This is a genomic window from Saccharothrix sp. NRRL B-16348, from assembly GCF_001280085.1.
Lineage (GTDB): Bacteria > Actinomycetota > Actinomycetes > Mycobacteriales > Pseudonocardiaceae > Actinosynnema.
Map to the genome: position 1 here is coordinate 12,604 of NZ_LGED01000227.1, position 25,760 is coordinate 38,363.

The window sequence follows — 25,760 nt, forward strand, 5'->3', positions numbered from 1 at the left end:
CCGCCCCCGGCCCGGTCGTGCGGAGCTGCGGGATCGTCGTGGTGTTCACGCCGCACGCTCCCCGGGCCCGGTGTCGGTGACCGGCTCACCGGAGCGGCACGACCAGGGTGAGCAGCCGTCCGGGTCGCTGCCGTCGTCGTGCGTCGGCGCCAGCGTGAGCGACCGCGGGTGCCGCGTCGTCTTGCGGGGCGCCGCAAGCACCTCCGTGCCGGTCCCGGTCCGGTGGTCGGCGTGCAGGAGTTCGGCGAGGTCGTGCAGCAGCAGCGACACCGCGTGGGCGGCCTGCTGGGGGACGACGCCGTTGCCCAGCGCCCGCAGCTGTGCGGTGCGGGGCAGCGGGAGGTCGGTGACCCACCCGGGCGGGAGGCCCATGAGGTGCTCGACGAAGGCCGGGGCGAGTACCGGGCGGCCGTGGTTGCCGGGTTGGGTCGGGTGGGGTGTCGGGCGGCCGAGCACGGTCTCCCAGCGGCCGATCGCCGCCTCGTAGACGCCCCAGTCCACCGACAGCAAGGACAGCCGGCTGGCCGGGCCGTCGGTGGGTCCGCCGTCCTCTGAGGGCGCTGTTACGAGCTGGCGTCGCCGCTGTGGTTCGTGGCTGGGTTGAGCAGGCTGATCACCGCGGAGGGCAGCATCAGGTCGCCCTTGGAGCCTCGCTGGGCCGGGCAGCCTTTCGTGCCGTCCGTGGCGCGCGGTGTCAGCAACAACCACTGCGGGTCGGCCAGCGGGAGCACCTGCTGTGACAGTGGCGGCCGGAACCCCGTTCCCGCCGCGCGTCCCGCCGTTCCGGTGTCCGAGGCCCGCGGGGTCGGCAGCAGCCTCGCCTCGTCCGGCAGCGACGGCCCACCGGTCTGCGTCCGGTGCGTGCAGTTCTTCGCATCCGAGGATGGCGTGGGTGGTGTCGCGGGGCCAGGCGAGCAGGAACACGCGTTCGCGGCGGTGGGCGGCTCCGACGTCGGCGGCGCGGACGCTACGCCAGAACGCGTCATACCCCGCTTCGGCCAGGTCGCCGAGTACACGGTGGAGCCCTCCGCCTTTCCAGCGAAGCGCGGCGACGTTCTCCAGCACGACGAGCGCGGGTCGTAGTACGCGAACGCCCGCCACGATGTCGGTCCACAGGCCACTGCGGCGCCCTTTCTCGATGCCCGCGCGTTTGCCCGCGGCGGAGATGTCCTGACACGGCCACCCGGCTACGAGCACGTCGACGGGCTCGACCGCGGCCCAGTCGATGCGCCGCAGGTCGCCCAGGTTCGGGATGCCCGGCATCCGGGCGTCGAGGATCCGGGCGATGTGCGGGTCGGGGTCGGCGACCCAGGCGATCCGGCCGCCGCCGAGAGCGGCCAGCACGCCGAGGTCCAAGCCGCCGTGGCCGGTGCACAACGACCCAATCAGGGGACCGCGTTCGACGGTCGGTCGCGTCGGCCGTCCCGCGCCCGGCGGCATCTTGCGGGTTGGGGCGACCGCGAGCGGGTGAGCCGTCTGCTCGCGTGTCGACTGACGTGGTCGGCCGGTCATGCCGCCCTGCTCTCCGACACATCCGAGGCGGTCCTCGGATTCGCGGCGTGCCGTACCGTTCCGGTGACGGAACCTCGGGAATTCTTGAGATCCGCCGCGCCCGCGGATGGCGAACTCGTGCTTGTGAGGGGCGTCCTGAGGACCAGTACGTCCTCGTGCGCGATGAGGTGCAGTGGCAGTCCGGCTTCGCGTTGTTTGCGGATGAAGTCGCGTTGGAAGAACGAGCCCCTGGGTACGAGGTCGTGTTCGGCCGCGCGTGCGAGCAGGGCGACGCAGCGTTCGACGGGGATGAGTCCGGCGGCGCGTCCGCAGGCGAGGATCTGGGAGGGCAGGTCGATGAGTTCGGCGTGTTCGCGCCAGGGGCGGATGGTGATGGCGATGTGTCCGCCGGGGCGCAGGAAGGCGGTGAGTCCGGTGAGGATGCGGGTGAACCCGGCGAGTAGGCGGTGGTGGCCGATGTTGGCGAGGTTGCCGCGGTCGAGGGTGTTGCCGTAGAGGTGGTGGTACTTCTGCACTCCGACGCCCGGTATCGCCGAGACCTGTCCGTGGGTGGAGGGCCCGTACGGCGGCGAGGTGACCACCAGCGCGGCCTGCCCGAGGTATTCCGGTGGTAGCAGTGAGGTGATCCGGCGGGCGTCGCCGTGGAACACACGGCCCTCGTGGGTGACGCCGGCGTGGTGGGCGAGGTCGACGTTGGCGCGGGAGACCTCGACCCAGTGGGGTTCGTACTCGACACCGACGGCACGGCGTCCGGCGTGCAGTGCCTCGACGAGGGTGGTGCCGATCCCGCACATCGGGTCGAGCACCAGGTCGCCGGGCGCGGTGTAGTGGCCGATCGCGTAGGCGGCGACGGCGGGGAGCATCTTGGCCGGATGAGCGGTCGACTCGGCCGTGTAGCGGCCCTTGCGCTGCGCTCCCGGTGAGGTCTGCGCGGTCGTCCACACCGACACCGCGGACTCCGCCACGGCGCACTCGGCGGACCGGTCCGGTGTGGTGTCGACGCCGTCGACGACGGCGCGCGCGACGCGCCGGGTCGGCCCGTCGACCGCGCTCCCGATGCAGGCCCGGGCCGGGCCGACGCGCGTGTCCGAGGCGGTGCGGACGAGGTGGACGTCGGCCACGGGCGTACCTTCCTGACAGGCGGTCGGGGTCTGCGTAGGGTTCGGAATCGGGCCGCTGGTCATCGGATGACTCCGGTCGCGACCATCGCGGTGCCCGCGGCGGCCTGGCGGGGCGGTTCGTAGTCGTGCTGCTGTCCGAACACGAGTAGGTCCGAGTGGATTCGGCGGTGCGGCGTGGGCAGCCCGCGCACGGCTGCGCGGTGTCGGGCGCGGATGTCGTCCTCGGCCGTCGGACTGTCGAGTCCGGTGAGCTGGTCGGAGGCGAACCGGCCGGCGTGCACCGGCGCGTGCAGGGCGACGATGTGCTGGAGGTAGAGCAGGTCGGCGTTCTGCGCCGCGGCCACCACTGCTCCGGTCGGGTCGGTCAGTTCACCGCTCGTCCAGTCGCAGTGCGTGAGCACGGCGAGGATTCCTCCGACCCTCAGCAGTCGTGCCGCGACCAGTGCCACGAGGTCGCCGGCGTGGTCTCCGCCGTGCTGGGGACGCAGGCTTGTGATGATCAGGTCCGTGCTCGCCTGCGGGGTACCGAGGTCATCGGACACTCCGTCGCCGATGTCGGAACGCGGCGACGCCGAGACGGTCGAGCGTGAGGCGCCGGGGTCGCCGACGAGGTCGTCCCAGAACGGTCGCGACGCCGGACCGGTGGCGGCCGGACCCGCCGTCACGCGCACCACACGGCCGGTCCGGCGGAGGCCCTCGACGGCGGCGAGCGCGTCGGCCAACACACCGTCGGGCTCCGCCGATGGCGTGTTGTCGACCGTCCGGTCATCGCCTGCCGGCATGTGCGGGGAAGTGTCGCCTGGGGTCGGCCAGGGCAGCAGCACGACCTGTCCGCCGGGCTTGCTGAACGCGCGGACGATCTTGCCGATGATCGGTGTGGGCCAGGACGTGTCGAGGTCCATCGGGACCGGGCCGGCCGTCCACACCGTTGCCGGTGTCGGCGACGCTGCCGCATCACGTGACCGCGACCGGGTGCGTTCGGAGCCGGGTTTGGCGGGGCTGATCCTGGTGGTGGTCGGGGCGGTCGGGTAGGGGCGGCGGTTCCCATCCAGGTGTCGGCGCGAACTGGTGCCCGCCGGGCGGGTGGCGTCGTCGCGGCGCGTCGGACCGCGACGTGAGGGGTGGTCGGGCTGGGTCATGGATTCCTCGCAGAGCAGTCGGGGTGCGCGGCGAACGCGGCACACTCGTACGCCCTCGACTCCGAAATCCGGACCGTTTTTCAACAGCCTGTACCCGATTTTTCAGAGAAACCTATTCGACACCCATGGGTAGTCGCACGGCAGAGGTTCGCATGTGCACCCATACCCAAGGCAGGGCGCAGTCGGGAGAAAGTCGCCGAGCGGCTCGATTGCTCGCGTCCGGGCAGGAGACTCACCACCGCGGTGCGGCTTGAGCCGGCGACCCGCGCCACCGGAAGGCCACCGGATCGCCACCGATTCCCTGTTCCACCAGGTCGAGTGCGGTCACTGCTGGTCATCGGGTGATCTTGAGCACCGGCCGTGAGGCCGGGAGAAGGCACCCTTGGCGATCTTGACGGCGACTCGACATGACGTTTTCGAGGTGCCCGGTGGCGGTTCGGTGGCTTTCCGGATGCGGTTCGGTGGCATTGCGGTGGACGTGACCTGGCTTCCTTGCCTGGTCGTTGTTCGCCGATCGCGCAAGGAGCTTCGCCATGGCGAAACGTCACATGTTGAATTGTGTTCCTCTTGGGCGTGATTGTCTGCCGTTGGATGCGGCGAGGACGGCATTCGAGTGGCTGGTCACCGGCCCGGATCCGATCTCGGTCGAGGGTCGGTGTTTCGCCGGTCTGCCGCGGCGGCGGGTGCCGCTGGACGAGCTGCGGGATCTGCTGTTGGATCCCGCTCTGCCGATGTCGACGGTGGACCCGGTCTGGGTGCATCTGGTCGCGCGTTCACGCGACGAGGGCGGTGCGGCGACGGTGGGCTGTGTCGGGGTCGCGCTGCCGGCGTTGTTCGCCATCGCGGCCGAGCTGTGCGCGCCGTTCGCCGATGACCACCACGACATCCACGCCGCGGTGCTGACCGGGTTCCTGTCCGAGTTGGCCCGTGCGGACCTGGACAGGCCGTGGGTGATGTGGCGGCTGCGGTGCGCGGCGTTGCGCGCGGGACACCTGTTCATCCGCGACGCGTTGGAGAGCCCGACCCCGTCGGATGAGGACTTCCACTCCGGCGAGCCGACCCGGCCGTGGGGGCATGAGGACTTCGTGCTTGCCCGCGCGGTGGCCGAGGGTGTGATCACCGGGGCGCAGGCCGAGCTGATCGGCTCCACCCGGCTGGAGCCGGAGTACACGCTGCGCCAGGCCGCCGCGGACCGGGGCGTGAGCTACAAGGCCATCGAACAGGTCCGTCGCCGCGCGGAGCGCAGGTTGGTGGCCTGGCTCGCCGACCAGGCCCCGTACGACGACCCCGGCGATCGCCGCGAACGCGATGTGGAGATCCGTGCGGTCAACGCGGTCACGATCACCGCCGCCGCCCACGGGACCGCGCACCCGTCGACCGGCACACCCGAGAAGTCACGCATGGTGACCGCTCGTCGGGGAAGGTCGGCGAAAGAAGTCCGGCGAAGCGTGTTGAAAAACGCTGCGGAATCCGGAGTCGAGGGCTGCGGGAGACGAGCGGTCGCTGCCGTGCACACCACCTCGCCCGACCGTCCGACCGGGACCACGCGGCGGACGTCGGGCACGACTCCGGAGGAACCCCGATGCGCCTGACCCATCTGCCCGGCAACTGCCCGCCCGACCGCCGAGACAGCGGCCACCGGCTGTGCCGCGGCCCCGTCGCCGGTCCTTCCGCGACTACTCGCCGAGCCCGGTCGGGTGCGTCGCGATCGACCGCCGGCACACCGTCCATACCTCCGATGTGTACCGCGTCGGTGCGCCGTCGCACCACCGTCGCCCGGCGGTTCGTGGTGATAGCCGAGCTGGTGGTCGGGCTCGTCGTCGTCCTGCCCGTGTCGTCGGCTCATGCGGACACCGCGGTGCTCGCGGTCGCGGGCAGCGTCGACGAGGTTCTCACCAACATCCGCAACTGGTTGATGGGCATCCTCGCCGGGCTGGCGACGGTGTTTTTGACCGTCGGTGGTGTGCGTCGGGTGTTCGGTGGCGGTGATCCCGGCGAGCAGGAGAAGGCGAAGACCGCGTTCAAGTCCGCCGGGATCGGCTATGGACTGGCCGCGCTCGCACCGCTGGTCGTCTCGGTGCTCAAGGGCATCGTGGGCGCCTAGCCATGGCCACCACCACGTCCACCGTGTGTCGACACCGGCAGCCACCGTGGAACGAGTCCCCCACCACCGTCCCGGCCCCGATGTCGCCGGGCGACCGTGGCGGCCTCGTGCAGCCGACGATCGGGCGCCGCCGCCGCACGGTGTCGGTGTTGTTGGCCGGTGCGGTCGCGGTACTGGGCTGCACCCTGGTGCTGTCGGCGTCCGCGCAGCCGACGACACCGGCCACGGCGCCTGCCGCTCAACCTTCCGATCCGTGTGCCGGTCCGGGTCCACACCCTGTGCCGTGCCCACCGTCGACGACGAGCTCGCCGACAGCAGCGGTGCCGTCGACCACGGCGCCGTCGAACCCCTGCCTCACACCACAACCCGGCCGACCAGTTCCGCCCGGATGTCTACCGCGCCCGACGACCACCTTGTCCCGACCGTCCACGACCCCGACGGGCACCCCACCGGCACGTCCGGAGGGCCCGGAGTGCGGGATTCTCAACCCGAGCGCGTGTGTCGGGGAGGGGATCGCCGGGTTCCTGCACCTGCTGGTCGGCGAGTCGCTGAACGTGTTGTTGGGCTGGGTCGGCGGCACGCTGCTGTCCACGCCGACGCTCGCCGACCTGCCCCGGGTCGGGGAGTTGTGGGAGAAGTCGCGGCTGGTCGTGGTGGCGGTCTACTCGCTGGTGGTGATGCTGGCCGGGCTCCTGCTGATGGGGCACGAGACCGTGCAGGCCCGCTACTCGATCCGCGACATCGCGCCGCGCGTCGCGGTCGGGTTCCTGGCCGCCAACCTCAGCCTGCTCGTCGGCGACCACGCCATCCGGCTGGCCAACGCGGCCAGTCTGGCCGTGCTCGGCGACGGGCTCGACCCCCAGACCTCCGGGCAGGCGGTCACCGAACTGTTCGTCGGTCTGGTGGCCAACTCACTCGTGACGGGCGGGTTGTTCGCCGGGGTGTTGTCGGTGGTGCTCACCGTCCTGCTGGTCGCGTTGCTGGTCGGCTACATCGTGCGGGTCGCGCTCACCGTGATCCTGCTGGCCGGGGCACCGCTGGCGCTGATGTGGCACGGCCTGCCCCAGACCGAAGGGCTCGCGCACTGGTTCTGGCGAACCGGAGCCGGAGTGCTCGGCATCCAGGTCGGCCAAAGCCTCGCACTGATCTGCGCCCTGAAGGTCTTCCTGGAGCCCGGAGGGTTCCACTTCTTCGGCGCCCCGACCACCGACGGACTCGTCAACCTCATCGTCCTGATCGCCCTGGTGTGGATCCTGGTCAAGATCCCCGGCTGGGTGATGCGACAGGTCCAACTCGGCGGCGGACGCCGGACCTTCGTCGGCGGACTCGCCCGCGCCTTCGTGATCGGCAAGACGATGGGTGTACTCGGCGGTCGAGGCACCCGGACGGCGACTGCCGGGCGGTCGACTGGTCCGGGTCTCGGCACCGGGGGCGCGCCGCGCCGTGAGCCGCCGTGGCCGGCGCCGATCCGCGAGTGGGGCGGCATCGGCGGCGCGGCGACCCCGGAGGCGGTCGGACGCCGCCTGCACACTCAACGGGCGCAGGAGTCCGCGCGGCGGCGCACGGTGTCCGGTCGACAGCACCTGCGGTTCCTTCAACCCACACCCCAGGCACCGACGCACGACCTCGCCGCCTGGAAACCCGCGGGCAGCACCACCGTGCCCGAGTTCCGGACCGCCGGCGCGTCCGAAGAAGGTTCGTCGTCGAGTCCTCTGCCCTATCCGGTCGGTACTGCGGCGCCACCGGTGTTCGGCGCGGCGGCGCCGCGTGTGTCGTCCCGGTCCACGCCCGTGCCTCCGATGCGCACGGCATCGGTGCCGCCGGAGCTGCGGTTCCGACCGGCCACCGGCGACGCTCCCGTGCGCCCGGTCCGGGCGGCCGCGCGGGCCGAGGTGCCGGTGTTCCGATCGGTGTCACCGCAGACCGGTGTGCACGGCAGGCGGACCAGGACCCACACGCCGGCGCCGGTGCTGTTCCAGCCGCCGCGTCGTCCCGATACGTCACCACCCACACCGCCTCCGGCGTCGGTTCCTCCGGCTCGGGGCGTTGCGCCGGCAGTGCCTACTCGATCGGAAGGTGAGCGGTCGTGAGCTACCACGAGACCCGGACGGGCGGGTCCTATGCGGTGCGAATCCCGGCCGACGTCGACATGGACGACCGTGTGCTGGGGCCGCTGACCGCGCGCCAGCTGGCGATCCTCGCAGTGACCGGGGCGGTGCTCTACCTGCTCTGGGCGGCCACTCGCACGCTGCTGCCGACGCCGGTGTTCGCCGTGTTCGCAGTCCCGGTCGGCGCGGCCGCGATGATGCTCGCGTTGGGCCGTCGTGACGGCGTCGCGATGGACAAGCTGCTGCTCGCCGCGATCCGGCAGCGCTTGGCTCCGCGTCACCGTGTCGCCGCGCCGGAAGGTGTGCGCCCGGCCCCGGCCTGGCTCACCGCCGCCGCGGGCGAACCGGCCGGCGGTCGCCCGCGTGACGGGCGACGGGCATCACGGTCCGAGCAGGTGTCGCCGTCGGCGTTGCGGCTGCCCGCCGAGGCCGTCACCGACACCGGTGTGGTCGATCTGGGCGGCGACGGCCTGGCGGTGGTCGCGGTCGCGAGCACGGTGAACTTCGCCCTGCGCACGCCGAACGAGCAGGAAGCGCTCGTCGCCGGGTTCGGCCGCTACCTGCACTCCCTGACCGCCCCGGTGCAGGTGCTCGTCCGGACCGAACGTCTGGACCTGTCCGGGCAGATCGCGCAGCTGCGCGAGCGGGCGGGCGGGCTGCCGCACCCGGCGCTGGAGGCCGCCGCGTTGGAGCACGCCGACTACCTGGTCCAGCTGGGCGGGCAATCGCATCTGCTGCGCCGCCAGGTGCTGCTGGTGTTGCGCGAGCCCTACGGTGTCGCCGCCCCGACCGACGGCCTGGGCGGTCCGGGCCCGCTCGCGGTGCTCGGCTCAATGGCCAGCAGACGCCAGCGGAAACACGCGGCCGGCCAGGTCGACGGTGGGCTCCGGTGGGCGGCGGAGTCGAGGTTGGTGCGCCGCCTGAGCGAGGCGATCGAGTTGCTGTCCCCGGCCGGGATCGCGGTGACCCCGCTGGACGCCGGGCAGGCCACGGCGGTGCTGGCCTCGGCATGTAACCCCGACAGCCTGTTGCCGCCGACAGCCCGGTTGGCCGGCGCGGACGAGGTCATCACCACGTCCCACCCCGACCCGTCCGAGCAGGACACCGCCGGCATCTTGCGCCGGCCCGTCGGCCATGCGTTCGGGCAGGACGAGGACTACGACGACCCCGACTTCGACGACGAGGATGGAAGGGTGCGGTCCTGATTGCCTTGCGGGTACGGCGCCACCGCCGCCCGGCCGTCACCGCGGCCTCGGCCGGGGCAGCGGCGTTCACCCCGGACGCCCTGTCGGTCGGCGCGCGGCACCTGGAGGTCGGCGGCGACTGGGTCTCCTCGTTCGCCGTGGTCGGGTTCCCGCGCGAGGTGCACCCCGGCTGGCTCGCGCCGTTGTTGACCTACCCCGGTCGGTTGGACGTGGCGCTGCACGTGGAGCCGATCGACCCGGCCACCGCCGCCTCCCGACTCAGGAAGCAGCTGGCGAAGCTGGAGGCCGGGCGCCGCCACACCGCCGAGCACGGCCGCCTGTTCGACCCCCAGGTCGAGGCCGCGACCGAGGACGCCTACGACCTGTCCTCCCGGGTCGCCCGCGGCGAGGGGAAACTGTTCCGGGTCGGCCTGTACCTGACCGTTCACGCCGGCACGGAGCAGGGGTTGGCCGACGAGGTGGCGGCGCTGCGGTCGCTGTGCGCGTCGTTGCTGCTCGACGCCAAGCACACCACATACCGGTCGCTGCAGGGCTGGGTGTCCACGCTGCCGATGGGCCTGGACCTGATCGGCATGCGCCGGACCTTCGACACCTCGGCGTTGGCGGCGGCGTTCCCGTTCACCAGCCCCGACCTGCCCGCCCCGGACCCCGCCTCGGTCGCCGCGCCGTCGGGGGTGCTCTACGGCTACAACATCGGCTCCCAAGGCCTGGTGCACTGGGACCGGTTCGGCGAGGCCATGCACAACCACAACTCGGTGATCCTCGGCCGGAGCGGGGCGGGCAAGTCCTACCTGGTCAAACTCGAACTCCTGCGCAACCTGTACCGGGGCATCGAGATCGCCGTCGTCGACCCCGAGGACGAGTACGCCCGCCTGGCCGCCGCCGTGGGCGGCACCTACGTCCACCTCGGCGCACACGGTGTCCGGTTGAACCCGTTCGACCTGCCCATCCACACCCGCGCCGACGGACGCCGCACCGCACCCAAGGACGCACTCCTGCGACGCAGCCTGTTCCTGCACACCGTCATCGCCGTACTCGCCGGCGGCGAACCGGCCGCTGCAGGGCGGGCGGCGTTGGACCGGGCGATCGCCGCGACCTACCAGAGTGTCGGGATCACCGCCGACGCCCGCACCTGGACGCGCCCCTCCCCCACTCTGCGCGTCCTGCGCGACCAGCTCACGGACGCGGGACAGGCCGGTGACCCGGCTGCCGCCGAGTTGGCCGCGAGGCTGCACCCCTACGTGGAAGGCGCGTTCAAGCAGCTGTTCGACGGGCCTAGCAGCGTCAATCCCGAGGGTCATCTCGTCGTGTTCAGCCTGCGCGACCTGCCCGACGAGGTGAAAGGGATCGGCACGCTGCTCACTCTGGACGCGGTGTGGCGGCGGGTGTCCAACCCGGCGATCCGCCGCCCGCGGCTGGTCGTGGTCGACGAGGCGTGGCTGCTCATGAAAGAGCCCTCCGGGGCCGAGTTCCTGTTCCGCATGGCGAAGGCGTCCCGCAAACACTGGGCCGGCCTGACGGTGGCCACCCAGGACACGGCCGACGTGCTGGGCAGCGATCTGGGCAAGGCGGTCGTGGCGAACGCGGCGACCCAGATTCTGCTGCGGCAGGCGTCGCAGGCGATCGACGAGATCACCCGGACGTTCGACCTCTCGGCAGGGGAACGGGCGTTCCTGCTCTCGGCCGACCGGGGGCAGGGCCTGCTGTCTGCCGGAACGCAACGGGTGGCGTTCCACGCCATCGCCTCACCGACCGAGCACCATCTCGTCACCAGCGACCCGGCCGAACTCGCCGCCTACGCGGACGCGGCCGATCCGACGGACGAGGCCGATGCCGCCTACGTCGACCTGGGATCCGGCGACGACGTCCCCCACGCCGTCGCCGACGAGTCCGACACCGACGACCAAGTCGCGGCCGACTCCGCCTGACCATCAACGCTCGTCCACTCTCCGCGCCTCGTCGCGGCTTTCTCGAAGGATCCGTGATGCTGCCCTGGATACAGGCTGCCGTCGATCAGCCGCCGGAACCGCTTCCGCACAAGGACTGCCGCCCGGCACGCTCGTCCGCTGTCCAGGCCGTCGGGTGGATGGAGGACTATCTGCGCGACCCTGGCGGCGTCGTGCTCGCGCTGCTGGAACGGCTGCGTGACCTCGCACTGGGCTGGGGCCCGCTCGTGGCGCCGGTACTCGCGGTCCTCGCCGTCGCGATCGTGACCGGCCGGCGCTGGTGGGCGCGGCGCTGCCACGAGCTGCTGCTCGCCGACGCCCGCCAGGTCACCGTGCTCGCCCCACCGCAGGTGGATCCCGCGGGCGGCGCCGCGCTGTGGTCCAACCTCGTCGGCCTGCTGCGGCCGGGCTGGCGGCGGGCATTCACCGGCCAACCGCACATCGCCTGCGAGTACGCGTTCTCCGAAGCCGGTGTCGCGATCCGGCTGTGGGTGCCCGGTGTCATCCCGCCCGGCCTGGTCGAGCGCGCGGTCGAGGCCGCCTGGCCCGGCTCCCACACCCGCGTCGGCCCCGCCCACCCGCCGCTACCCGCAGCCGGTGACGGCCGAAGGCGGGTGGTGGTCGGCGGCGAGCTGCGCCTGGCACGCCCCGAAGCACTGCCCATCCGGTCGGTGTTCGACGCCGACCCGCTCCGCGCCCTGATCGGAGCGCCGGTCGGGCTGGGCCGGGACGAGCACGCCTGCGTGCAGATCCTGGCCCGCCCGGTCACCGGCCACCGCGTCCAACGCGCCCGCCGCGCCGCCCGACGCGTGCACACCGGCAGGTCGCCCCGCCTGGTCGGCCAGCTGTTGGACGTCGTCACGCCCGGTGCGAGGACCGGTGGGTCCCGGCGCGCGGCGGCGCAGGGCTCGGTGCACAGCGATCCGCAGACGTCGCTGGAGTACGCGGCGCAGAACCGCGCGATCGTCACCAAACAGCGCGGCAGCCAGTACGAGACGGTGATCCGCTATGCCGTCGCCACCCTCCTCCCCGCGGACATGGCCGACGGTGAGGTGCGGGCCGCGCGGGATGTCGCCCGCGGACGGGCCCACGCCCTCGCCGCGTCGTTTGCCTCCTACACCGAGCACAACCACTACACCCGCCACCGCCTCCGCGACCCCGGCACGGTGATCGACTCACGGCGGCTCGGGCGCGGGGACCTGTTGTCGGTGCCAGAGTTGGCCGCCCTCGCGCACCTGCCCACCGACGAGGCCATCCCCGGCATCCAACGCGCCGGAGCCCGCGCCATCGCACCACCACCCGGCATCGCCACACCCGGCCCCGAGGCCAAGCCGCTCGGGATCACCGACACCGGCCACGAACGTCCCGTCGCGCTGCGCGTGCCCGACGCCCGGCACCACCTGCACGTCATCGGCGCCACCGGCTCCGGCAAGTCCACCCTGCTCGGCAACATGATCCTGGCCGACGCCGAAGCCGGCCGCGGCATCGTCCTGATCGACCCCAAAGGCGACCTCGTCACCGACGTCCTGTCCCGCCTGCCGACCGCGGCCCGGGACCGGGTCGTGCTCTTCGACGCCGACAGCCGCAGCCGACCGCCCTGCCTCAACCCCCTCGACGGCGGCGAGACCGACCTGACCGTCGACAACCTCGTGTCGGTGTTCCGGCGGGTGTACTCCGCGTTCTGGGGGCCGCGCACCGACGACGTCATGCGCGCCGCCTGCCTCACCCTGCGCACCCAGCAAGGCGTCGCGACCCTCGACGACCTGCCCAAACTCCTGGGCGACCCGGCCTTCCGGTCGCGGGTCACCGCCGCCGTCGCCGACCCTGTTCTGCGCGGTTTCTGGTCCTGGTACGAGGAACTGACCGACTCGTCGCGTTCCCAGGTCATCTCGCCGTTGATGAACAAGCTGCGCGCGTTCCTGCTCCGCCCGTTCGTCCGCGACGCCATCGCAGGCGGCCCCTCCACAGTGGATATGGGCAGCGTCCTGGACGGCGGGATCTGCCTGGTGCGCATCCCCAAAGGCTCACTCGGCGAGGAGACCACCCGGCTGGTCGGATCGCTGGTCGTCGCCGGCACCTGGCAGGCCACCACCGCCCGCGCCCGCACCCCGCAACGCCAACGACGCGACGCGAGCCTGGTGATCGACGAGTGCCACAACTTCCTCAACCTGCCCTACCCCATCGAGGACATGCTCGCCGAAGCCCGCGGCTTCCGCGTCGCCATGACCCTGGCCCACCAACACCTCGGCCAACTCCCCCGCGAACTACGCGAAGGCATGTCCACCAACGCCCGCAGCAAAATCTTCTTCAACGCATCCCCCGAAGACGCCCGCGAACTGTCCCGCCACACCGCCCCACGGCTGACCGACCACGACCTCGCCCACCTCGGCGCCTACCACGCCGCCGCCCGCCTCGTCCTGGCCGGTGAACAAGCCCAACCGTTCACCCTGCTCACCACTCCCCTGCCACCCGCGATCCCCGGCCGCGCCCGCGACATCCGCAGCACCGCCCGCCGCGCCCTGCACAACCCCGCCACCCGCACCGCCCCATCCACGTCCGGCCCACAAGACCGGCCAGACCCGCCGCCCACCGCCGGCGATCGACACACCGGACCCGCCGGGCAGCGGCACAGCGCCGACCCGCGCCGCCGCTGACAGACCCACCCGACGGTGCCCCTTCCACCACTCCACTCGCGGAGGTTCGCCGTGATCACCAACCCGACCCGGCAACGCACCCTGCGCGGCCACAAGCCCACCCGACCCACACCTCGCGCCGCCAACACCGCCGACCACCAAGCCGCCCTCGCCTGGCGACTCACCCCACGCGACCGGTGGATCATCCGCATGGTGCACGAACACCGCGTGCTCACCGCCCACCAGATCACCACCCTCGCCTTCCCCTCCTTCCGATCCGGCCGGATGCGACTGCGCGAGCTGTACCTGTGGGGCGTCGTCGACCGGTTCCAGCCCTACGTCACCGTCGGCACCGCCCCCATGCACTACGTCCTCGCCCCCGCCGGAGCCGCCGTCCTCGCCAGCGAGGACGGCCTGGACGTCAAGGAACTCGGCTACCGACACGACCGCGCGTTCGGCGTCGCCCACTCCCTGCGGCTCGCCCACACCGTCGGCGTCGCCGAATGGTTCACCGCCCTGGTCGACCACGCCCACCACAGCAACCCCGAGCACCACACCGCCCTGAGCGCCTGGTGGTCCGAAGCCCGCTGCGCCCGCCACTTCGGCGACCTGATCAAACCCGACGCCTACGGCCGCTGGACCACCCACGGCACCGAGATCGAGTTCTTCCTCGAATACGACTTCGGCACCGAGGTCCTCGCCAAACTCACCGGGAAACTCGCCGGCTACGCAGCCCTCGCCCACGCCACCGGCATCACCACCCCACTCCTGGTCTGGCTGCCCACCTCACGCCGCGAAGCCACCACCCGCCGACTCCTGCACCGCGCCTGGCACGAACTCGACGACCCCCACACGGTGCCGGTCGCGACCGCCACGGCCGAACTGCTCAACCCCACCGCACCTCACCCCAGCCCTGCCGACGCAGTATGGCTGCCGTTGGACGTCACCGGCGGCGCAACGGGAACCCGCAGGGCACTGCACCGACTGCTCGACGCCTGGCCGCACCTCACGACAACCACCGACAACGACCCCGACCGAGAGCCGGACGTCCCGTCCCTGATGGCCCCGGCGCCGCAGCCGATGCCACCAGCCACCACACGGACACCCGTCGCAGCGAGCCGGCAGTACCCATGACCGCGAAGGGCGCCGCCGCGATCGCAACGATCCTGCTGCTGATCACCGCCGGAGCAACCGGCGCGATCTCGGCCGTGTTCGGTGACTCCTCCGAGACCTCGACCGGTTGCGCGAACTCGATCGCCGATATCCCGCACCAGTACTGCCTGCTCTACGTCACCGCAGCGCCGAACTGCCCCGGCCTGGACTGGACGATCCTCGCGGCCATCGGCAAGGTCGAAACCGACCACGGCCGGCTACAGGCACCCGGCGTGACCGAGGGCGAGAACCACGCCGGGGCCGGCGGTCCGATGCAGTTCCTCGCCCCGACCTTCGACGGCGTCATCGCCGCACACCGGATCCCGCCCGGCGGCGCCACCCCACCCTCGCGGTACAACCCGCACGACGCCATCCACGCCGCCGCCTTCCTCCTCTGCGACGAAGGCGTTCAACAAGGTGATCTACATGCGGCGATCTTCGCCTACAACCACGCCGACTGGTACGTCGACATAGTCCTCCAACAGGCCGCCGAGTACGCCGAAGCCGCCACTACCAGCGTCGGCAACGGCGACTGCAACACCATCCAGGCCCCCAACCCCGTCACGCTGGCGGCGATCAACTACGCCTGCGGCATGCGAGGCCTGCCCTACGTGTGGGGCGGCGACGGCCCGGACAGCGGCCACACAGGCTTCGACTGCTCCGGGCTGACCAAGGCCGCCTACGCCGCCGCCGGAATGAACCTGCCCCGTACCGCTCAAACCCAGTTCGACGCAGGCCCCCAGGTCCCACCGGGGCAGCCGCTACTGCCCGGCGACCTGATCTTCTACGGCACACCCGGCAACATCCACCACGTCGGCCTCTACATCGGCGCCGGACTCATGATCAACGCCCCGACCTTCGACCAACCCGTACAGATCGACAACCACCGCTACAACGGCGACGACTACGCCGGGGCAACCCGCCCCGCGGCCTCCCGTGCTGTCACAGCTCCTACAGCGAGGTGAGCGCATGCCACCAGTCGGCTGAAAACGAACGCACTGCCATCCCGATCGCCGGACAACGCGCGGCCGATTGCAGTCCGGTAGGGGTGCGAAATGAACGAGAGGGAAGGCGAAGAACGCCTGCTTCTGCCGATGACCGGCCGTCGGCGATCGGGTCGAAATCGAGTCGCTCGCCGTAACCTGCCTGCCTGTTGGACGATTCGTTCCGGCCAACAGGACAAGTTCCGGGATGGGCCGGACTCCTGAGCGCCCGGCCCATCCTCGCGCCGATTACGGGTAGTTCGATGCCTCCACCGCGAGGATCACACGCCTGGACGGGTACTCGGTGACGTTGAGCAGCACACCGGTCCCATCGCCGCGGTTCCAGTAGGACACACTCTCCGCCCCGACGGTCCACGGCTTCTCTCGGACGGGCCGGCCGTCGCCCCTGGTCCAGGAGCGCAACGTGCCCGTCCCCTGTTCGCCGGCGCTGCTGGAGAACCACAGCAAGTCGCCCCTGCTCACAGCTCCTTGCATGGACGTGAACGCCGTGTTGAAAGCGTCGTAGGTGGGCAGGGTTCCGCTTGTCAACGCACCGGAATCCGGCAACGCGAAGCGGAAGACCGAGCATCGGTTGCCCTGGGGACTGTCCAGCGATGCGCAACTCGTGCTCCACCGGGAGACCACCAACAGGTCCGGGTCGGACGCGCGATCCAGCCCGACCGAGGAGAATCGGCCGACCGCACCGCCGGTAATCGTGCCCACCTGCACCATGATGTGCTGGTTGCCGACTTGGTAGATCTTGCGCCAGTCGAACACCTTGATGGTGCCGGTGCACGCGACGATCAGGTGGTGCTGGTACCAGACCGAGCCGCCGGCGTGGCACCGGGCGTTGCCGCCGCCCGGGCCGGTCGGCGTGACGAGGCGGATGTTCAGGTGGCTCTCGTTGCCGAAGTTGGGCAGGAACGAGACCCGGGCCTCGTTCGTCCCCCGCTGGTAAGAAGTAACCGCGAGTGCTTGGCGGCCGTCGTAGAAGTTGGTCGGTGAGGCGTCAGAGGTGCTGGTAATGCCTTGGGGCATGAAGTTTTCGGTCCGGTTGCGCCCACTCCAGCACCGCAGGGCGACCGGAGCCGGAGTGATGCTTCGCACCACGCTGCGTTCCACTCTGGTGTCACAACTACGTGTGCCCGTGCTCGCCACCAACCGGCTCACCGGTACCGGAGCCGAACCGAGCCGCCGCTCGAACTGCGCCACCTGCTCCGCCATACTCGTCAAGTCCACGGTGAGCGCGAACTTGGCGGCATCCGGAATCGCCTTCGGCGCGTCGACCGCCGCAGCAGCCGTTGTCGGCGACGCCACGAGGCTCGCCGTCGCGAGCGCGGCAAGGAACGCGCTCATCTGCAGTGCTCTCCGCACTTGTCCTCCTCTTGGTGTCGATCAACCGGACAGCCGGCACGCTTCTCCCGGTTGATCTCATCCGTTGTCAATGTGCTCACCACGAACCCGAGCGACGCACCGATCGACGGCATCGCCTGATGCTCGCCGCGAAGTCGTCCGTAGCCGAGGCGATATTGCCACTGGGCTCTGGGACAAATCTGGAATCCCGGGGCTTGTACGGCACGACCATGGGCCCGTTCTCACATCGTCGATGAACACCACTCAGCGGTCGGTGGCGCTCACGACGCCGTAGGGACGTAGCGTAAGTCTTTTATGTCAAGGGGTCGGTCCGTGGCCGGGTTCGTCGTCGTTCCCTGCATCGCGGCATGGTTGGTCCCGGCAGGGTGTAATCGGGTTTTGTGACGACGGGTGGGGCTGCCTGTGATGAGCGCCGAGATCGTCGAAAGGTGTCTACATGCCGCGTGGGACTGACCCTGCCCTGCTCGTAGCGCGGGCCGCGCGGTTCAGGCCGCGGTGACCGCGAGGTTGAGCCGTTGCAGCCACGCGAGACCCGGCGCGGGCCTGCTCGGGCCCCTCCCGCCGCAGAGCGGGCCCGCCACCGGTATTGGCGTGAGCACCTCCGACGGTGTCCCGTTGGCGTCCGACTCGTGCTGCGATCCGGCTCGTGCCTCACCACGTGGTCGCCTCCCGAGGTACGTGCCCTGAACCGTTACAACCTCCCCCCGGCCCTCCGGAGTCTTACCGCAGAATTGCGACTCCTCGCGGGGGTCGGAGGCGACTGGTTCAGCACGATTCAGCAGGTGGTGCAGGTCCAGATGTTCCAACTGCCGCCCAGTCCGCCCGCGTCGTTGACCCGGTCCGCCGCTACGAACCAGGTGGTGGTGTCGCCGATCACGGGGTCAAGGCCGGCCGAGGTCAGTCCCCATGCACGGTTTCCGTAGTACAGCGGGCCTCCGCTGTCGCCGTGATCGGCCATGTTGTCGGTCTCGATATTGCCGAGGTAGCGCTTCCCGTTGTCGATGATGTCCGTGATGTCCACGTTGACGTCGACGATGTCGTCACAGGTTGCGCCGGTCTTCCTGCCGAACTTGCAGACCGGTTGCCCGATCACCGGTGAAGTGCCCACGTCGTGGACGTATCGTGGTTTATTCAAGTCGTAGTAGAATGTGCGCGTGTAGGTCATGCTGCCGCCGGAAAACCGGGCGATGTCGAAGTCGACAGCGCGCGCCCAGCGGGACACCGTGGTGATGTCCGTAGCGTAGTTCGAATGGTTGCGGTACAGGAAGTACTGGTCTTTGTCGGCGCAGTGACGGGCGGTCAGTGTGCCCTTCTCATTGGTGGACGCCTTGATGAGGTTGAAGCCGTTCGTACAGAGGATGTGGTCGCCGTCGAGGAGCCCACCACCTCGAAGGTAGCCATCGTACTTGGCCAATCCGAGGCGCTCGTCGACTTCCACGACGACATCGATCGCCGCATTGCGCGGCGGTGCGGGACGTAGGCGCGAGACCAGGTTCGCCCGTTCCGTGTCGGACCGTAGTGCCGTCTTCGGTCGCACGGCGAGTTTCACCCGGCCGTGTTCCGCGTCGTACCTGGCAACGATGAGAGCGGCGAGCCCTTGGCCTTCGACGTTGTCACGCGCCACCTTGAGAGTGGCTTGCAATTCGGCCTCGGAGAACCCCCGGTCTCGGAACAGTCGCACCTCGACCGGAAGTTTCCTGGCCAGTTCGACCACTCCGGCCGGGATGCCGTTCTTGAATCCGATCCGGACTCCGCGTCCGCCGTCCACGATGGCAATGTCCGCCACGTCGCCGGAGTATTCGGCCCGCAGGCGCGCTGCCACTGCGTTGATCGCCGGGGTCCACGCGTACCTGGCGATGGCCTCCTCGAACGAGATCTTCTTCGACTCCGCCACGCGCTGGAGGTCGATCAGTTCGGCGTAGCGTATTCCGTCGATCGTGATATCCGGGTCGGAGACCGGCCCGTCGGGCAACTTCGCCACGAGGGCGGGGTTGTTCCTGACTACGGTCTCCGCGTAAGTGCGCAGCGCGTCAGCCAAAGGCACACCCTTCGCCCACGCGTCCATCTCCAACCGGTTCAGCGTCGGCCGACTGACCGCAGGCCGGTCCTCCGCGGCCAATATGATCGCCAGCGTGCCTTTCGAGGTCTCCACCCCGGGTCGCGGCGCCGCTACACCCGCAGGTGCCGCGACGATCACGGCGAAGACGCTGACGAGCGCAGCCGCACATGCTGCCGGTCTACGCAGAACGGATGCTGCCATGGTTCGTCCCCCTGAAGTCGATGAAATGTCGACGGTGTCAGCGTGTCGACCATCGGGCATCGGGAACAAGCCACAACACCGTTCGAGATCGTTCGAATGTGTTCGGAACGCTGCCCACTTGTTCACGAACACGTGAGGACCTGCGTGTAGGCCGAGCCGCGGTCACGGTGGTGGATCAACTGTCCGTCACGCACGTCGCGGGACGAGATGGCGTACTCCCAGGGCGCCCAGGACCAGTCGGTGTCGCAGCGGTCGGAAGTCTTCCAGCCGACGATGCGGTTGGAGAATGCGTCGCGCACGACCGCGAGCCAGAAGGCGCCCTCGCCGGTGCGGATGCGGGTCGCGTCGGCCACCCACAACGGGTCCGACGCAATGAAGTCCCGGTTCACCCGATCGGGCATGCCGGTGCGGCTCGCGGATCCCGCCTGGCCGACTGAGTGCGCCACTGTTTACGCAGGAAGGCGCCCTGCAAATCGGCTTGGCGCATCAGCCGCTCGACCCGCTTGCGCGACACGCGGATGCCCGACGCCGCAGGACCTGGTGTGCCTGCGGGCTGCCGTAGTGCCGCCCGAGGGCGGTGCGATGTCGGTGATCTCGGAGGTGATCGCCCGGTCTTCGCGCTCGCGGCGGGACGGGTCGGCCTGTCGGGCCATCCAGGCGTGGTAGGTGGAGGAGGCAATGCACAGGACCCGGAGGACGAAATCGACCCCGAAGCGGCCGCGAAGCTGATCGACGAGCGTCACGACCGTCGCCGGGTCGGGTCGAGTTCCACCGCAAAACGCGGACGCGGCCTGGAGGATCTCGTTCATGCGGTTTCCAGCAGCAGTGTGTTGAGTTCGTCGGCTACACGCGTGCAGACCTCGATCGTGGGCCCGACCAGCCGGCCGGAGCCGTCGCGGTGGAAGCGCAGTCCGTCATCGAGCAGGTCGCTGCTGGTGCACAGCACCGCGGTGTAGATCCCGTCGAACAGGCCGTGGAACGCAGCCATCGGGGTCACCACCTTCGGGTCGCCTTCCGCAGCGAGCACCAGGACGGTGCGCCCCTGCGAGCCGGCGCACAGCGCTCGCACGTGCGCCACCGTCACCGTGGCCGCCTTCCCGGTCGTCATCGCGTTTCCTCCGATGCCTGCGCCCGTCGTCGCACGCCCGTGTGCCGCAGCTTTGCACGCCATGGCGTGCCGGGCCGCTCCAGGCGGTCAGACCCGATCACGCGTAGCTTTCCGCATCCGCGTCGGGCTTGCCACCAGGTACCCGTTCGACCCGATTCCGGCGCTTCAGGAGTACGCCTTTCACTGGCTCGCCGGGTGGGGTGTCGTGCCGCAACGCTGCGGGGGACGTGGGCGGCGGTGTCCGCTTGCGGGCAGCCGGGTAGGTCGCGCGGTTACGGGAGCCCTGCTGTTTCGAGCGGGTGCAGAAATTGCTCGCGTGTGCCGGGAGCCGCCTTTCCCGTCGGCTTGTCCGCTGGCGCGGAACTGAAGACGGAGCCTATGACACTCCTGGCCGCCGTCGTCATTGGTGTCCGGTGGTGGGTGGGCGGTCTGACGACGGGTCGCGAGCGGTGTCGTGGGGATCGTCGAAGATGAGGCCGGCCAGGGGTTCGACGTCGCCGACGGCTGCACCGATCAGTCCGGCGAAGGGCAGGCCGTCGGTTCCGATCAGCAGGATGCGTTGGGTGAACAGCGGAGGGGTGTGGTCGTCGAGGACGACGATGTTGTGGAAGCTGGCGAGTTCGAACAGCACGTTCATGACGGTGCGGATTTGTGTGCGGTCAGGGTCGGTGTGGGGCGACAGTCCTTCGACTCGGATGTCGAGGCGTCGTTGGTGGGGCAGGACGGTGACGGTGGTGCGGATTGCCGGCGGCAGGCAGCCGTCGGCGCGCAGTTCGCCGATGCTGTCGACCAGTCGGGTGGCGGTGGCTTCGAGGGTGTGGCCGGGGCCGAATGCGGCGCGTTGGCCGAGTACGGCGTGGTCGTCGACGGGGCGGTCGGTGGGCATCGCACGGTCCTTCCATGGCTCGGCGGGTTCCGGTGGCGCGTCGTGGGCCTGTCCCGGGAGAGGGCGACTGGTGTCCGGTGTGGTCAGCGGATGGTGTCGGGTCGGGTCGTGTGGGGGCCGAGGGTGCAGCCCGGTAGGTGGGCCGGGTCGTGGCGGAACTGGGCGCAAGGGTGGATGCCGGCGTCGGGGTCGAGGTGTTCGCCGAGGTCGCTGAGTGTGGCGACGGGCGTGGCGGGTACGTCGATGCCGCATTCGGGGCAGGGTGTGATCAGGAGCCAGCCGTTGCCGTGGGCGGTGGGGTCGGGGATGAACAGCCATGTCTGTTCGGTGGTGGCGTCGGTGACGGTGACGAGGTCGCCGGGCACTTGTCCGTCCCGTGTGCGGTGGTCGCGGTGGGTGTCGTCGGTGACGATCACCCAGTCGGCGGGGATCTGGAGTGCGGCGGCGATGGTGCGGGCGACACGGGCGCGGCGGGCCCACCGTGCCCATCGGAGGGGGTCGTCGTGGCGGTGGTCGAATCCGTCGGGGTCGACGGCGCGGTAGGCGCGTGCGGCGCGAACCGCTCGTTCGGCGAGTCCTGGCGGGGTGGCCGTTCCTGCCGGGTCGGGTACTGGTCGGGGTTTACTGCCGTCGCTGATATCGCCCTGTTTCCCGGCGGCATCCGCATGCGTGCGGCGGCGTCCGAGAGGATCGATGACAGCAGCGTCCGGCTGCGCATCTCCGGCGTCCGCCGACGACTCGTCGTGACGTGACGGCCCGCCGTCGGGTTGGTCCGGCCGTGTCGGAGCTGTCTGGGCGTTGACGGGCCTCTGCCCGACGGGCGGTCGGATTGGGATCTGTGTACGTCGGCGCGGTTCACTGGTCGACATTTGTTCGGCGCCCCTTCGGTTCTGTGGTCACTGGCTGTGGTGCCCGTGTGTATGGACGCTGGGTATGCCGATCGTGTCAACCCGGTGTGCGGGATTTCCGGTGGAATTGACCGGTGTGGGTGCGATAAGTCGGTGGACGCGTGTCCACACGAGACGGTCATGGTTCTCCGCGGGGCCGGCTTGACTTCAGGGCGCGAAGGAAGCGTTCATAGTCGTGCGGCCCTGAACCCATCGGATGCGCACCGGGGGCCGTACCCGCTCCGGCCGGGGCATGACCGCCATATCGATCACGCACTCGAATCGAGGTAGTCGTGTCCAGCAAGACTCGCACGCGCGAAACCCGTACCACCCCTGGGTCCGGCTCGACTCCGATCCTGCGATCGGTTCCCGATCACACGACCGTCGTGAAGGTCCGCACGGACGCGGAGGACAAGCTGTGGGCGGCGTTGCACGCAGCCCCGAACAGCACCGCCACCGACCTTGCCGAGGCAGCGGAGATCGGAAGGTCGACAGCGCAGAAGCTTCTCGTCAAGTGGGCGAGCGACGGCAGCCTCACACGCACCGTCGGCATCGCCAAGGGTGGTCGGCGCGCCGCCGACCTGTGGGCGATCACCGAAGCCGACACCGACCCGACCGACGCGGACCACCAGATTCCGACCGGTGACGTCGACGTGGAGGACGCCGCGCAGCCGGATCCCCCTGCACCGATCGAACAGAACACGTCCGGCACCTGCGACGCCGCGCCCATCGACGATGATCCGGCCGAGCCGACGAACCCCACACCGACCGACACTGCAGCTCGCACGCCGGCGACGACCGGTACCGAGATGACCGAGCCCGTCGATGAGAGGGTGGCGACCGACCCAGGGACGGAAGCCGAGCGCGGCGGGTACGTGAAGGCGGCCCGGTTGGCATCAGGGTCCTTGCGCGGAATGGTCGAGGACTACTTGCGCGACCACCCCGGTGAGGAGTTCGGTCCCACCGCGATCGCCAAGGCCCTAGGCGGGAAGTCATCGGGCGCGGTGAGCAACGCACTCGACAAGTTGACAGGAGACGGAACCGCTGTGAAGACCAAGGAGTCGCCCAGGCGCTTCACGCTTGCCACGGCGGAGCAGACGTCATCCCACACAGCCACGAGCTAGCCGGACTCCGATGGGCGAGGTGGTTCGTGCCCCAACGGTAGGTCGTTGGGGCACAACCGCGTTCGCACCCGCGATATGGGCCGGGCCATGGCGTGGCGACCGCGCGGGCGACCGAACGGAAATCACCGACTCTCTCGTCGGGAGGGCAGACCATCGGGTCTTATGTTCGTAGATCAGGTGGATAACGGGTGTTGCGGTACACCACCAACACGCAGTCGCCGACGTAGGTTGGGGCTGACCCGTTTTGACGGACAGGGTGATCCTCCCCTGGTTGCACGGAGTCGGGTTACTGGATGATCACTCATCTCAGTAGCCCGGAGGACAACCCACGATGCCCAAGCGGTACCCACCCGAGTTCCGGCGCAAGGTGCTCGACCTGGTCGCGTCCGGCCGCCGCGTCGCACAAGTCGCGGCGGACCTCGACGTCAGTGACCAGACCATCTACGCCTGGCGCCGCCAGGAGCTCATCGACTCCGGGCAACTACCCGGCACCACCAGCACCGACAACGCCGAGCTGATCGCCGCTCGTCGGCGGATCGCCGAACTCGAGGCCGAGATCGCCGTCCACCGGCGCGCCGCCGAACTGCTCAAGGAGGGCAGCACCCCAAAAGACGGTACGAGGCGGTCACGGTGATCGCCTCCGAAGGGCGGTCGATCCAACTCGCCTGCCGCGTGCTCGGAGTGTCCGAATCCGGCTTCTACGACTGGCGAGGCCGCGCGCCCTCACCACGGGCGATCCGTCAGGCCTGGCTCGTCGACCTGATCCGCGAGATCCATGTCGAGTCGTTCCAGGTCTACGGCGCCCCACGAGTGCACGCCGAACTCACCCTCGGCCGCGGGATCACGGTCGGACACAACACCATCGCGCTTCTCATGCGCCGCAACGGAATCAAGGGCCTGCCCAACCGGCGCAGACCACGGCCGAAACACGACACGCCCACCGCGGTGGACCTGGTCGACCGCGTCTTCGCCAGACCTGCGCCGAACCAGCTGTGGGTCACCGACATCACCGAACATCCCACCCGGGAGGGAAAGGTGTACTGCGCGGTCGTGCTCGACGTGCACTCCCGTCGCGTCGTCGGCTGGTCGATCGACTCCAGCCAGACCGCCGCCTTGGCGACGAACGCGCTCGGCATGGCGATCTCGAACCGGTCCCCGCTGTCGGACACGGTGATCCACTCCGACCACGGAGTCCAATTCACATCGTGGACTTTCACCAGGCGTGCCAAGGAATCCGGCCTTCTACCCTCGATGGGTTCGATCGGTGACTGCTACGACAACGCCATGATCGAATCGTTCTGGGGACGCGTGCAGACCGAGCTGCTCGACCGCCGACGATGGCGCACCCGCCTCGAGTTGGCCAACGCCCTGTTCGAGTACCTCGAGATGTTCCACAACCGCCGCCGACGCCACACCGCACTCGGCATGCTCACACCGATCGAGTACGAACTCCGACACGCCAGGATCGCTCCAGTAGCCTGAACTCCAGCAACCCGACTCCGCCAAACGGGGTGAGGATCAGGATGTCCGTCAGAACGGGTCAGGCCCAGGTGTAGGCGTAGGCGTTGAGCCTCCGGCAGAGGGTGGCACGGCCGACCTTGAAGGCCTGGGCGATCTCGTCCACGGTGTGCTCGCCGGGGTCGTACATCATCTGGGCCTGGTCGAGCTGGCGTTGGATGAGCGCCTCAGGCGTCCGCCGACCCTACCTCGGGCGCCGAGCGGCCATCCACGATCAGTTCGCGGTCGTACTCAGCCATCGCGGCGAGGAAATGGAGCACCAGTAGGCCACCGGAGGTAGTGGTGCCGATGCCTTCCTCCAGTACGACGAAGTCCACACCGGTCTCACCGAAGCCGCGCACCAGTTCGAGCAGGTGCTGGTGCGAGTGGCCGATGCGGCGCAGCTGGGTGACCATCACCTCGTTCCCGGTCTGGAGCTCGGCCAGCATCGCGTCGAGCTTCTTGCGGGAGGCGAGGTTTGCCGGAGACCTTCTCGGTGAACAGGTTCTCCTCGGGCACGTCGGCGGCGAGCAGCGCGTCGACCTGGGATCGGATTCTGTCGCGGTGGATGCCCGCGCGTGTCCGTACCGCGCGATACGAGTCTCCTAACTCGCCCAACACCTCTTTATGGGACGACGTTGTTGGCGAGACAGCCCTTCTGGAGACTCCGGCTACCTGGGGTGATCCACTGCACGCTCATGGGTCTTGAAGACGATCGTCT

23 protein-coding genes and 1 pseudogene are annotated in these 25,760 nt (G+C 69.9%); 11 read left to right on the forward strand and 13 right to left on the reverse strand.

What is annotated here, in order from left to right:
* Positions 1-45 precede the first annotated feature (45 nt).
* From ADK67_RS49655 to ADK67_RS33695, 3 genes are read right to left on the reverse strand one after another with little or no spacing between them, the layout of a single operon-like run.
* A complete protein-coding gene (locus ADK67_RS49655; protein WP_231648465.1) occupies positions 46-1,512 on the reverse strand; it encodes a DNA cytosine methyltransferase in 1,467 nt (488 codons plus the stop codon).
* On the reverse strand, positions 1,509-2,696 hold the full coding sequence (locus ADK67_RS33690; protein ID WP_053720605.1) for a TRM11 family SAM-dependent methyltransferase: 1,188 nt from the start codon (positions 2,694-2,696) through the stop codon (positions 1,509-1,511). Before ADK67_RS33690 ends, ADK67_RS49655 begins: the two co-directional genes overlap by 4 nt.
* Complete coding sequence (locus ADK67_RS33695) at positions 2,693-3,559, reverse strand: hypothetical protein (RefSeq protein ID WP_157621057.1); 867 nt, start codon at positions 3,557-3,559, stop codon at positions 2,693-2,695. The genes ADK67_RS33690 and ADK67_RS33695 overlap by 4 nt, the downstream gene beginning before the upstream one ends.
* A gap of 746 nt (positions 3,560-4,305) precedes the next feature.
* Between ADK67_RS33695 and ADK67_RS33700 the strand changes: the two genes are divergently transcribed.
* The 8 genes from ADK67_RS33700 to ADK67_RS33735 all read left to right on the forward strand — a co-directional run bounded on the left by ADK67_RS33700 (position 4,306) and on the right by ADK67_RS33735 (position 15,885).
* A complete protein-coding gene (locus ADK67_RS33700; protein ID WP_053720607.1) occupies positions 4,306-5,364 on the forward strand; it encodes a hypothetical protein in 1,059 nt (352 codons plus the stop codon).
* 146 nt (positions 5,365-5,510) lie between these two features.
* Positions 5,511-5,876, forward strand: coding sequence for a pilin (locus tag ADK67_RS33705; protein ID WP_053720608.1), 366 nt, complete (start codon positions 5,511-5,513; stop codon positions 5,874-5,876).
* Positions 5,877-6,289: 413 nt separating this feature from the next.
* On the forward strand, positions 6,290-7,966 hold the full coding sequence (locus ADK67_RS33710) for a hypothetical protein (RefSeq protein WP_053720609.1): 1,677 nt from the start codon (positions 6,290-6,292) through the stop codon (positions 7,964-7,966).
* Between the two features lie 59 nt (positions 7,967-8,025).
* Positions 8,026-9,189, forward strand: coding sequence for a PrgI family protein (locus ADK67_RS33715; RefSeq protein WP_053720648.1), 1,164 nt, complete (start codon positions 8,026-8,028; stop codon positions 9,187-9,189).
* Entirely contained in the window at positions 9,189-11,117 is a 1,929-nt protein-coding gene (locus ADK67_RS33720; RefSeq protein ID WP_053720610.1) for a VirB4 family type IV secretion system protein, read from the forward strand. The genes ADK67_RS33715 and ADK67_RS33720 overlap by 1 nt, the downstream gene beginning before the upstream one ends.
* 158 nt (positions 11,118-11,275) lie before the next feature.
* Positions 11,276-13,789, forward strand: coding sequence for a type IV secretory system conjugative DNA transfer family protein (locus ADK67_RS33725; RefSeq protein ID WP_231648466.1), 2,514 nt, complete (start codon positions 11,276-11,278; stop codon positions 13,787-13,789).
* Positions 13,790-13,840: 51 nt separating this feature from the next.
* Entirely contained in the window at positions 13,841-14,902 is a 1,062-nt protein-coding gene (locus tag ADK67_RS33730; RefSeq protein WP_053720612.1) for a replication-relaxation family protein, read from the forward strand.
* Entirely contained in the window at positions 14,899-15,885 is a 987-nt protein-coding gene (locus ADK67_RS33735; protein WP_053720613.1) for a C40 family peptidase, read from the forward strand. The genes ADK67_RS33730 and ADK67_RS33735 overlap by 4 nt, the downstream gene beginning before the upstream one ends.
* 267 nt (positions 15,886-16,152) lie before the next feature.
* On the opposite strand, the gene ADK67_RS33740 is transcribed toward ADK67_RS33735, so the two are convergent.
* The 8 genes from ADK67_RS33740 to ADK67_RS51495 form a co-directional block, all read right to left on the reverse strand.
* Complete coding sequence (locus ADK67_RS33740) at positions 16,153-17,277, reverse strand: hypothetical protein (RefSeq protein WP_157621059.1); 1,125 nt, start codon at positions 17,275-17,277, stop codon at positions 16,153-16,155.
* 775 nt (positions 17,278-18,052) lie between these two features.
* On the reverse strand, positions 18,053-19,474 hold the full coding sequence (locus tag ADK67_RS33745) for a S1 family peptidase (RefSeq protein ID WP_157621061.1): 1,422 nt from the start codon (positions 19,472-19,474) through the stop codon (positions 18,053-18,055).
* 185 nt (positions 19,475-19,659) lie between these two features.
* Positions 19,660-19,926 carry a DDE-type integrase/transposase/recombinase gene (locus ADK67_RS51485; RefSeq protein ID WP_197289742.1) on the reverse strand — a complete coding sequence of 89 codons (267 nt, stop codon included), beginning with the start codon at positions 19,924-19,926 and terminating at the stop codon, positions 19,660-19,662.
* On the reverse strand, positions 19,923-20,027 hold the full coding sequence (locus ADK67_RS55470; RefSeq protein WP_442974219.1) for a hypothetical protein: 105 nt from the start codon (positions 20,025-20,027) through the stop codon (positions 19,923-19,925). Before ADK67_RS55470 ends, ADK67_RS51485 begins: the two co-directional genes overlap by 4 nt.
* The gene (locus ADK67_RS54050; RefSeq protein ID WP_231648467.1) at positions 19,987-20,346 is read right to left on the reverse strand and encodes a hypothetical protein; all 360 of its coding nucleotides are present in this window, start codon (positions 20,344-20,346) and stop codon (positions 19,987-19,989) included. Before ADK67_RS54050 ends, ADK67_RS55470 begins: the two co-directional genes overlap by 41 nt.
* Positions 20,343-20,645, reverse strand: a complete 303-nt coding sequence (locus ADK67_RS33755) for a hypothetical protein (protein WP_053720617.1) — start codon at positions 20,643-20,645, stop codon at positions 20,343-20,345. Before ADK67_RS33755 ends, ADK67_RS54050 begins: the two co-directional genes overlap by 4 nt.
* Before the next feature lie 400 nt (positions 20,646-21,045).
* Positions 21,046-21,531 carry a hypothetical protein gene (locus ADK67_RS33760; RefSeq protein WP_063797816.1) on the reverse strand — a complete coding sequence of 162 codons (486 nt, stop codon included), beginning with the start codon at positions 21,529-21,531 and terminating at the stop codon, positions 21,046-21,048.
* An 83-nt stretch (positions 21,532-21,614) separates the two neighbouring features.
* Positions 21,615-21,896 carry a hypothetical protein gene (locus ADK67_RS51495; RefSeq protein ID WP_157621065.1) on the reverse strand — a complete coding sequence of 94 codons (282 nt, stop codon included), beginning with the start codon at positions 21,894-21,896 and terminating at the stop codon, positions 21,615-21,617.
* 138 nt (positions 21,897-22,034) lie between these two features.
* Here ADK67_RS51495 and ADK67_RS51500 point away from each other — a divergent pair, with 138 nt between their 5' ends.
* The 3 genes and pseudogenes from ADK67_RS51500 to ADK67_RS33780 all read left to right on the forward strand — a co-directional run bounded on the left by ADK67_RS51500 (position 22,035) and on the right by ADK67_RS33780 (position 25,024).
* Positions 22,035-22,283 (forward strand): hypothetical protein, encoded by a 249-nt coding sequence (locus ADK67_RS51500; RefSeq protein WP_157621067.1) that lies wholly within the window; start codon positions 22,035-22,037, stop codon positions 22,281-22,283.
* A gap of 428 nt (positions 22,284-22,711) precedes the next feature.
* The gene (locus ADK67_RS33770) at positions 22,712-23,542 is read left to right on the forward strand and encodes a hypothetical protein (RefSeq protein ID WP_053720618.1); all 831 of its coding nucleotides are present in this window, start codon (positions 22,712-22,714) and stop codon (positions 23,540-23,542) included.
* Positions 23,543-23,873: 331 nt separating this feature from the next.
* Positions 23,874-25,024: pseudogene (locus ADK67_RS33780) on the forward strand (IS3 family transposase).
* Between the two features lie 58 nt (positions 25,025-25,082).
* Here ADK67_RS33780 and ADK67_RS51505 read toward each other — a convergent pair.
* Together ADK67_RS51505 and ADK67_RS54845 are read right to left on the reverse strand one after the other, a co-directional pair.
* Complete coding sequence (locus ADK67_RS51505; protein WP_269436094.1) at positions 25,083-25,220, reverse strand: helix-turn-helix domain-containing protein; 138 nt, start codon at positions 25,218-25,220, stop codon at positions 25,083-25,085.
* Between the two features lie 7 nt (positions 25,221-25,227).
* Positions 25,228-25,635 (reverse strand): recombinase family protein, encoded by a 408-nt coding sequence (locus ADK67_RS54845; RefSeq protein WP_269436095.1) that lies wholly within the window; start codon positions 25,633-25,635, stop codon positions 25,228-25,230.
* Positions 25,636-25,760: the final 125 nt, after the last annotated feature.

Bases quoted from the DNA above. Each gene is read 5' to 3' on its own strand.
- ADK67_RS49655 (WP_231648465.1), bottom strand. From the start codon at position 1,512: ATGACCGGCCGACCACGTCAGTCGACACGCGAGCAGACGGCTCACCCG.
- ADK67_RS33690 (WP_053720605.1), bottom strand. From the start codon at position 2,696: ATGACCAGCGGCCCGATTCCGAACCCTACGCAGACCCCGACCGCCTGT.
- ADK67_RS33700 (WP_053720607.1), top strand. From the start codon at position 4,306: ATGGCGAAACGTCACATGTTGAATTGTGTTCCTCTTGGGCGTGATTGT.
- ADK67_RS33705 (WP_053720608.1), top strand. From the start codon at position 5,511: ATGTGTACCGCGTCGGTGCGCCGTCGCACCACCGTCGCCCGGCGGTTC.
- ADK67_RS33715 (WP_053720648.1), top strand. From the start codon at position 8,026: ATGGACGACCGTGTGCTGGGGCCGCTGACCGCGCGCCAGCTGGCGATC.
- ADK67_RS33725 (WP_231648466.1), top strand. From the start codon at position 11,276: ATGGAGGACTATCTGCGCGACCCTGGCGGCGTCGTGCTCGCGCTGCTG.
- ADK67_RS33735 (WP_053720613.1), top strand. From the start codon at position 14,899: ATGACCGCGAAGGGCGCCGCCGCGATCGCAACGATCCTGCTGCTGATC.
- ADK67_RS54050 (WP_231648467.1), bottom strand. From the start codon at position 20,346: ATGAACGAGATCCTCCAGGCCGCGTCCGCGTTTTGCGGTGGAACTCGA.
- ADK67_RS33755 (WP_053720617.1), bottom strand. From the start codon at position 20,645: ATGACGACCGGGAAGGCGGCCACGGTGACGGTGGCGCACGTGCGAGCG.
- ADK67_RS33760 (WP_063797816.1), bottom strand. From the start codon at position 21,531: ATGCCCACCGACCGCCCCGTCGACGACCACGCCGTACTCGGCCAACGC.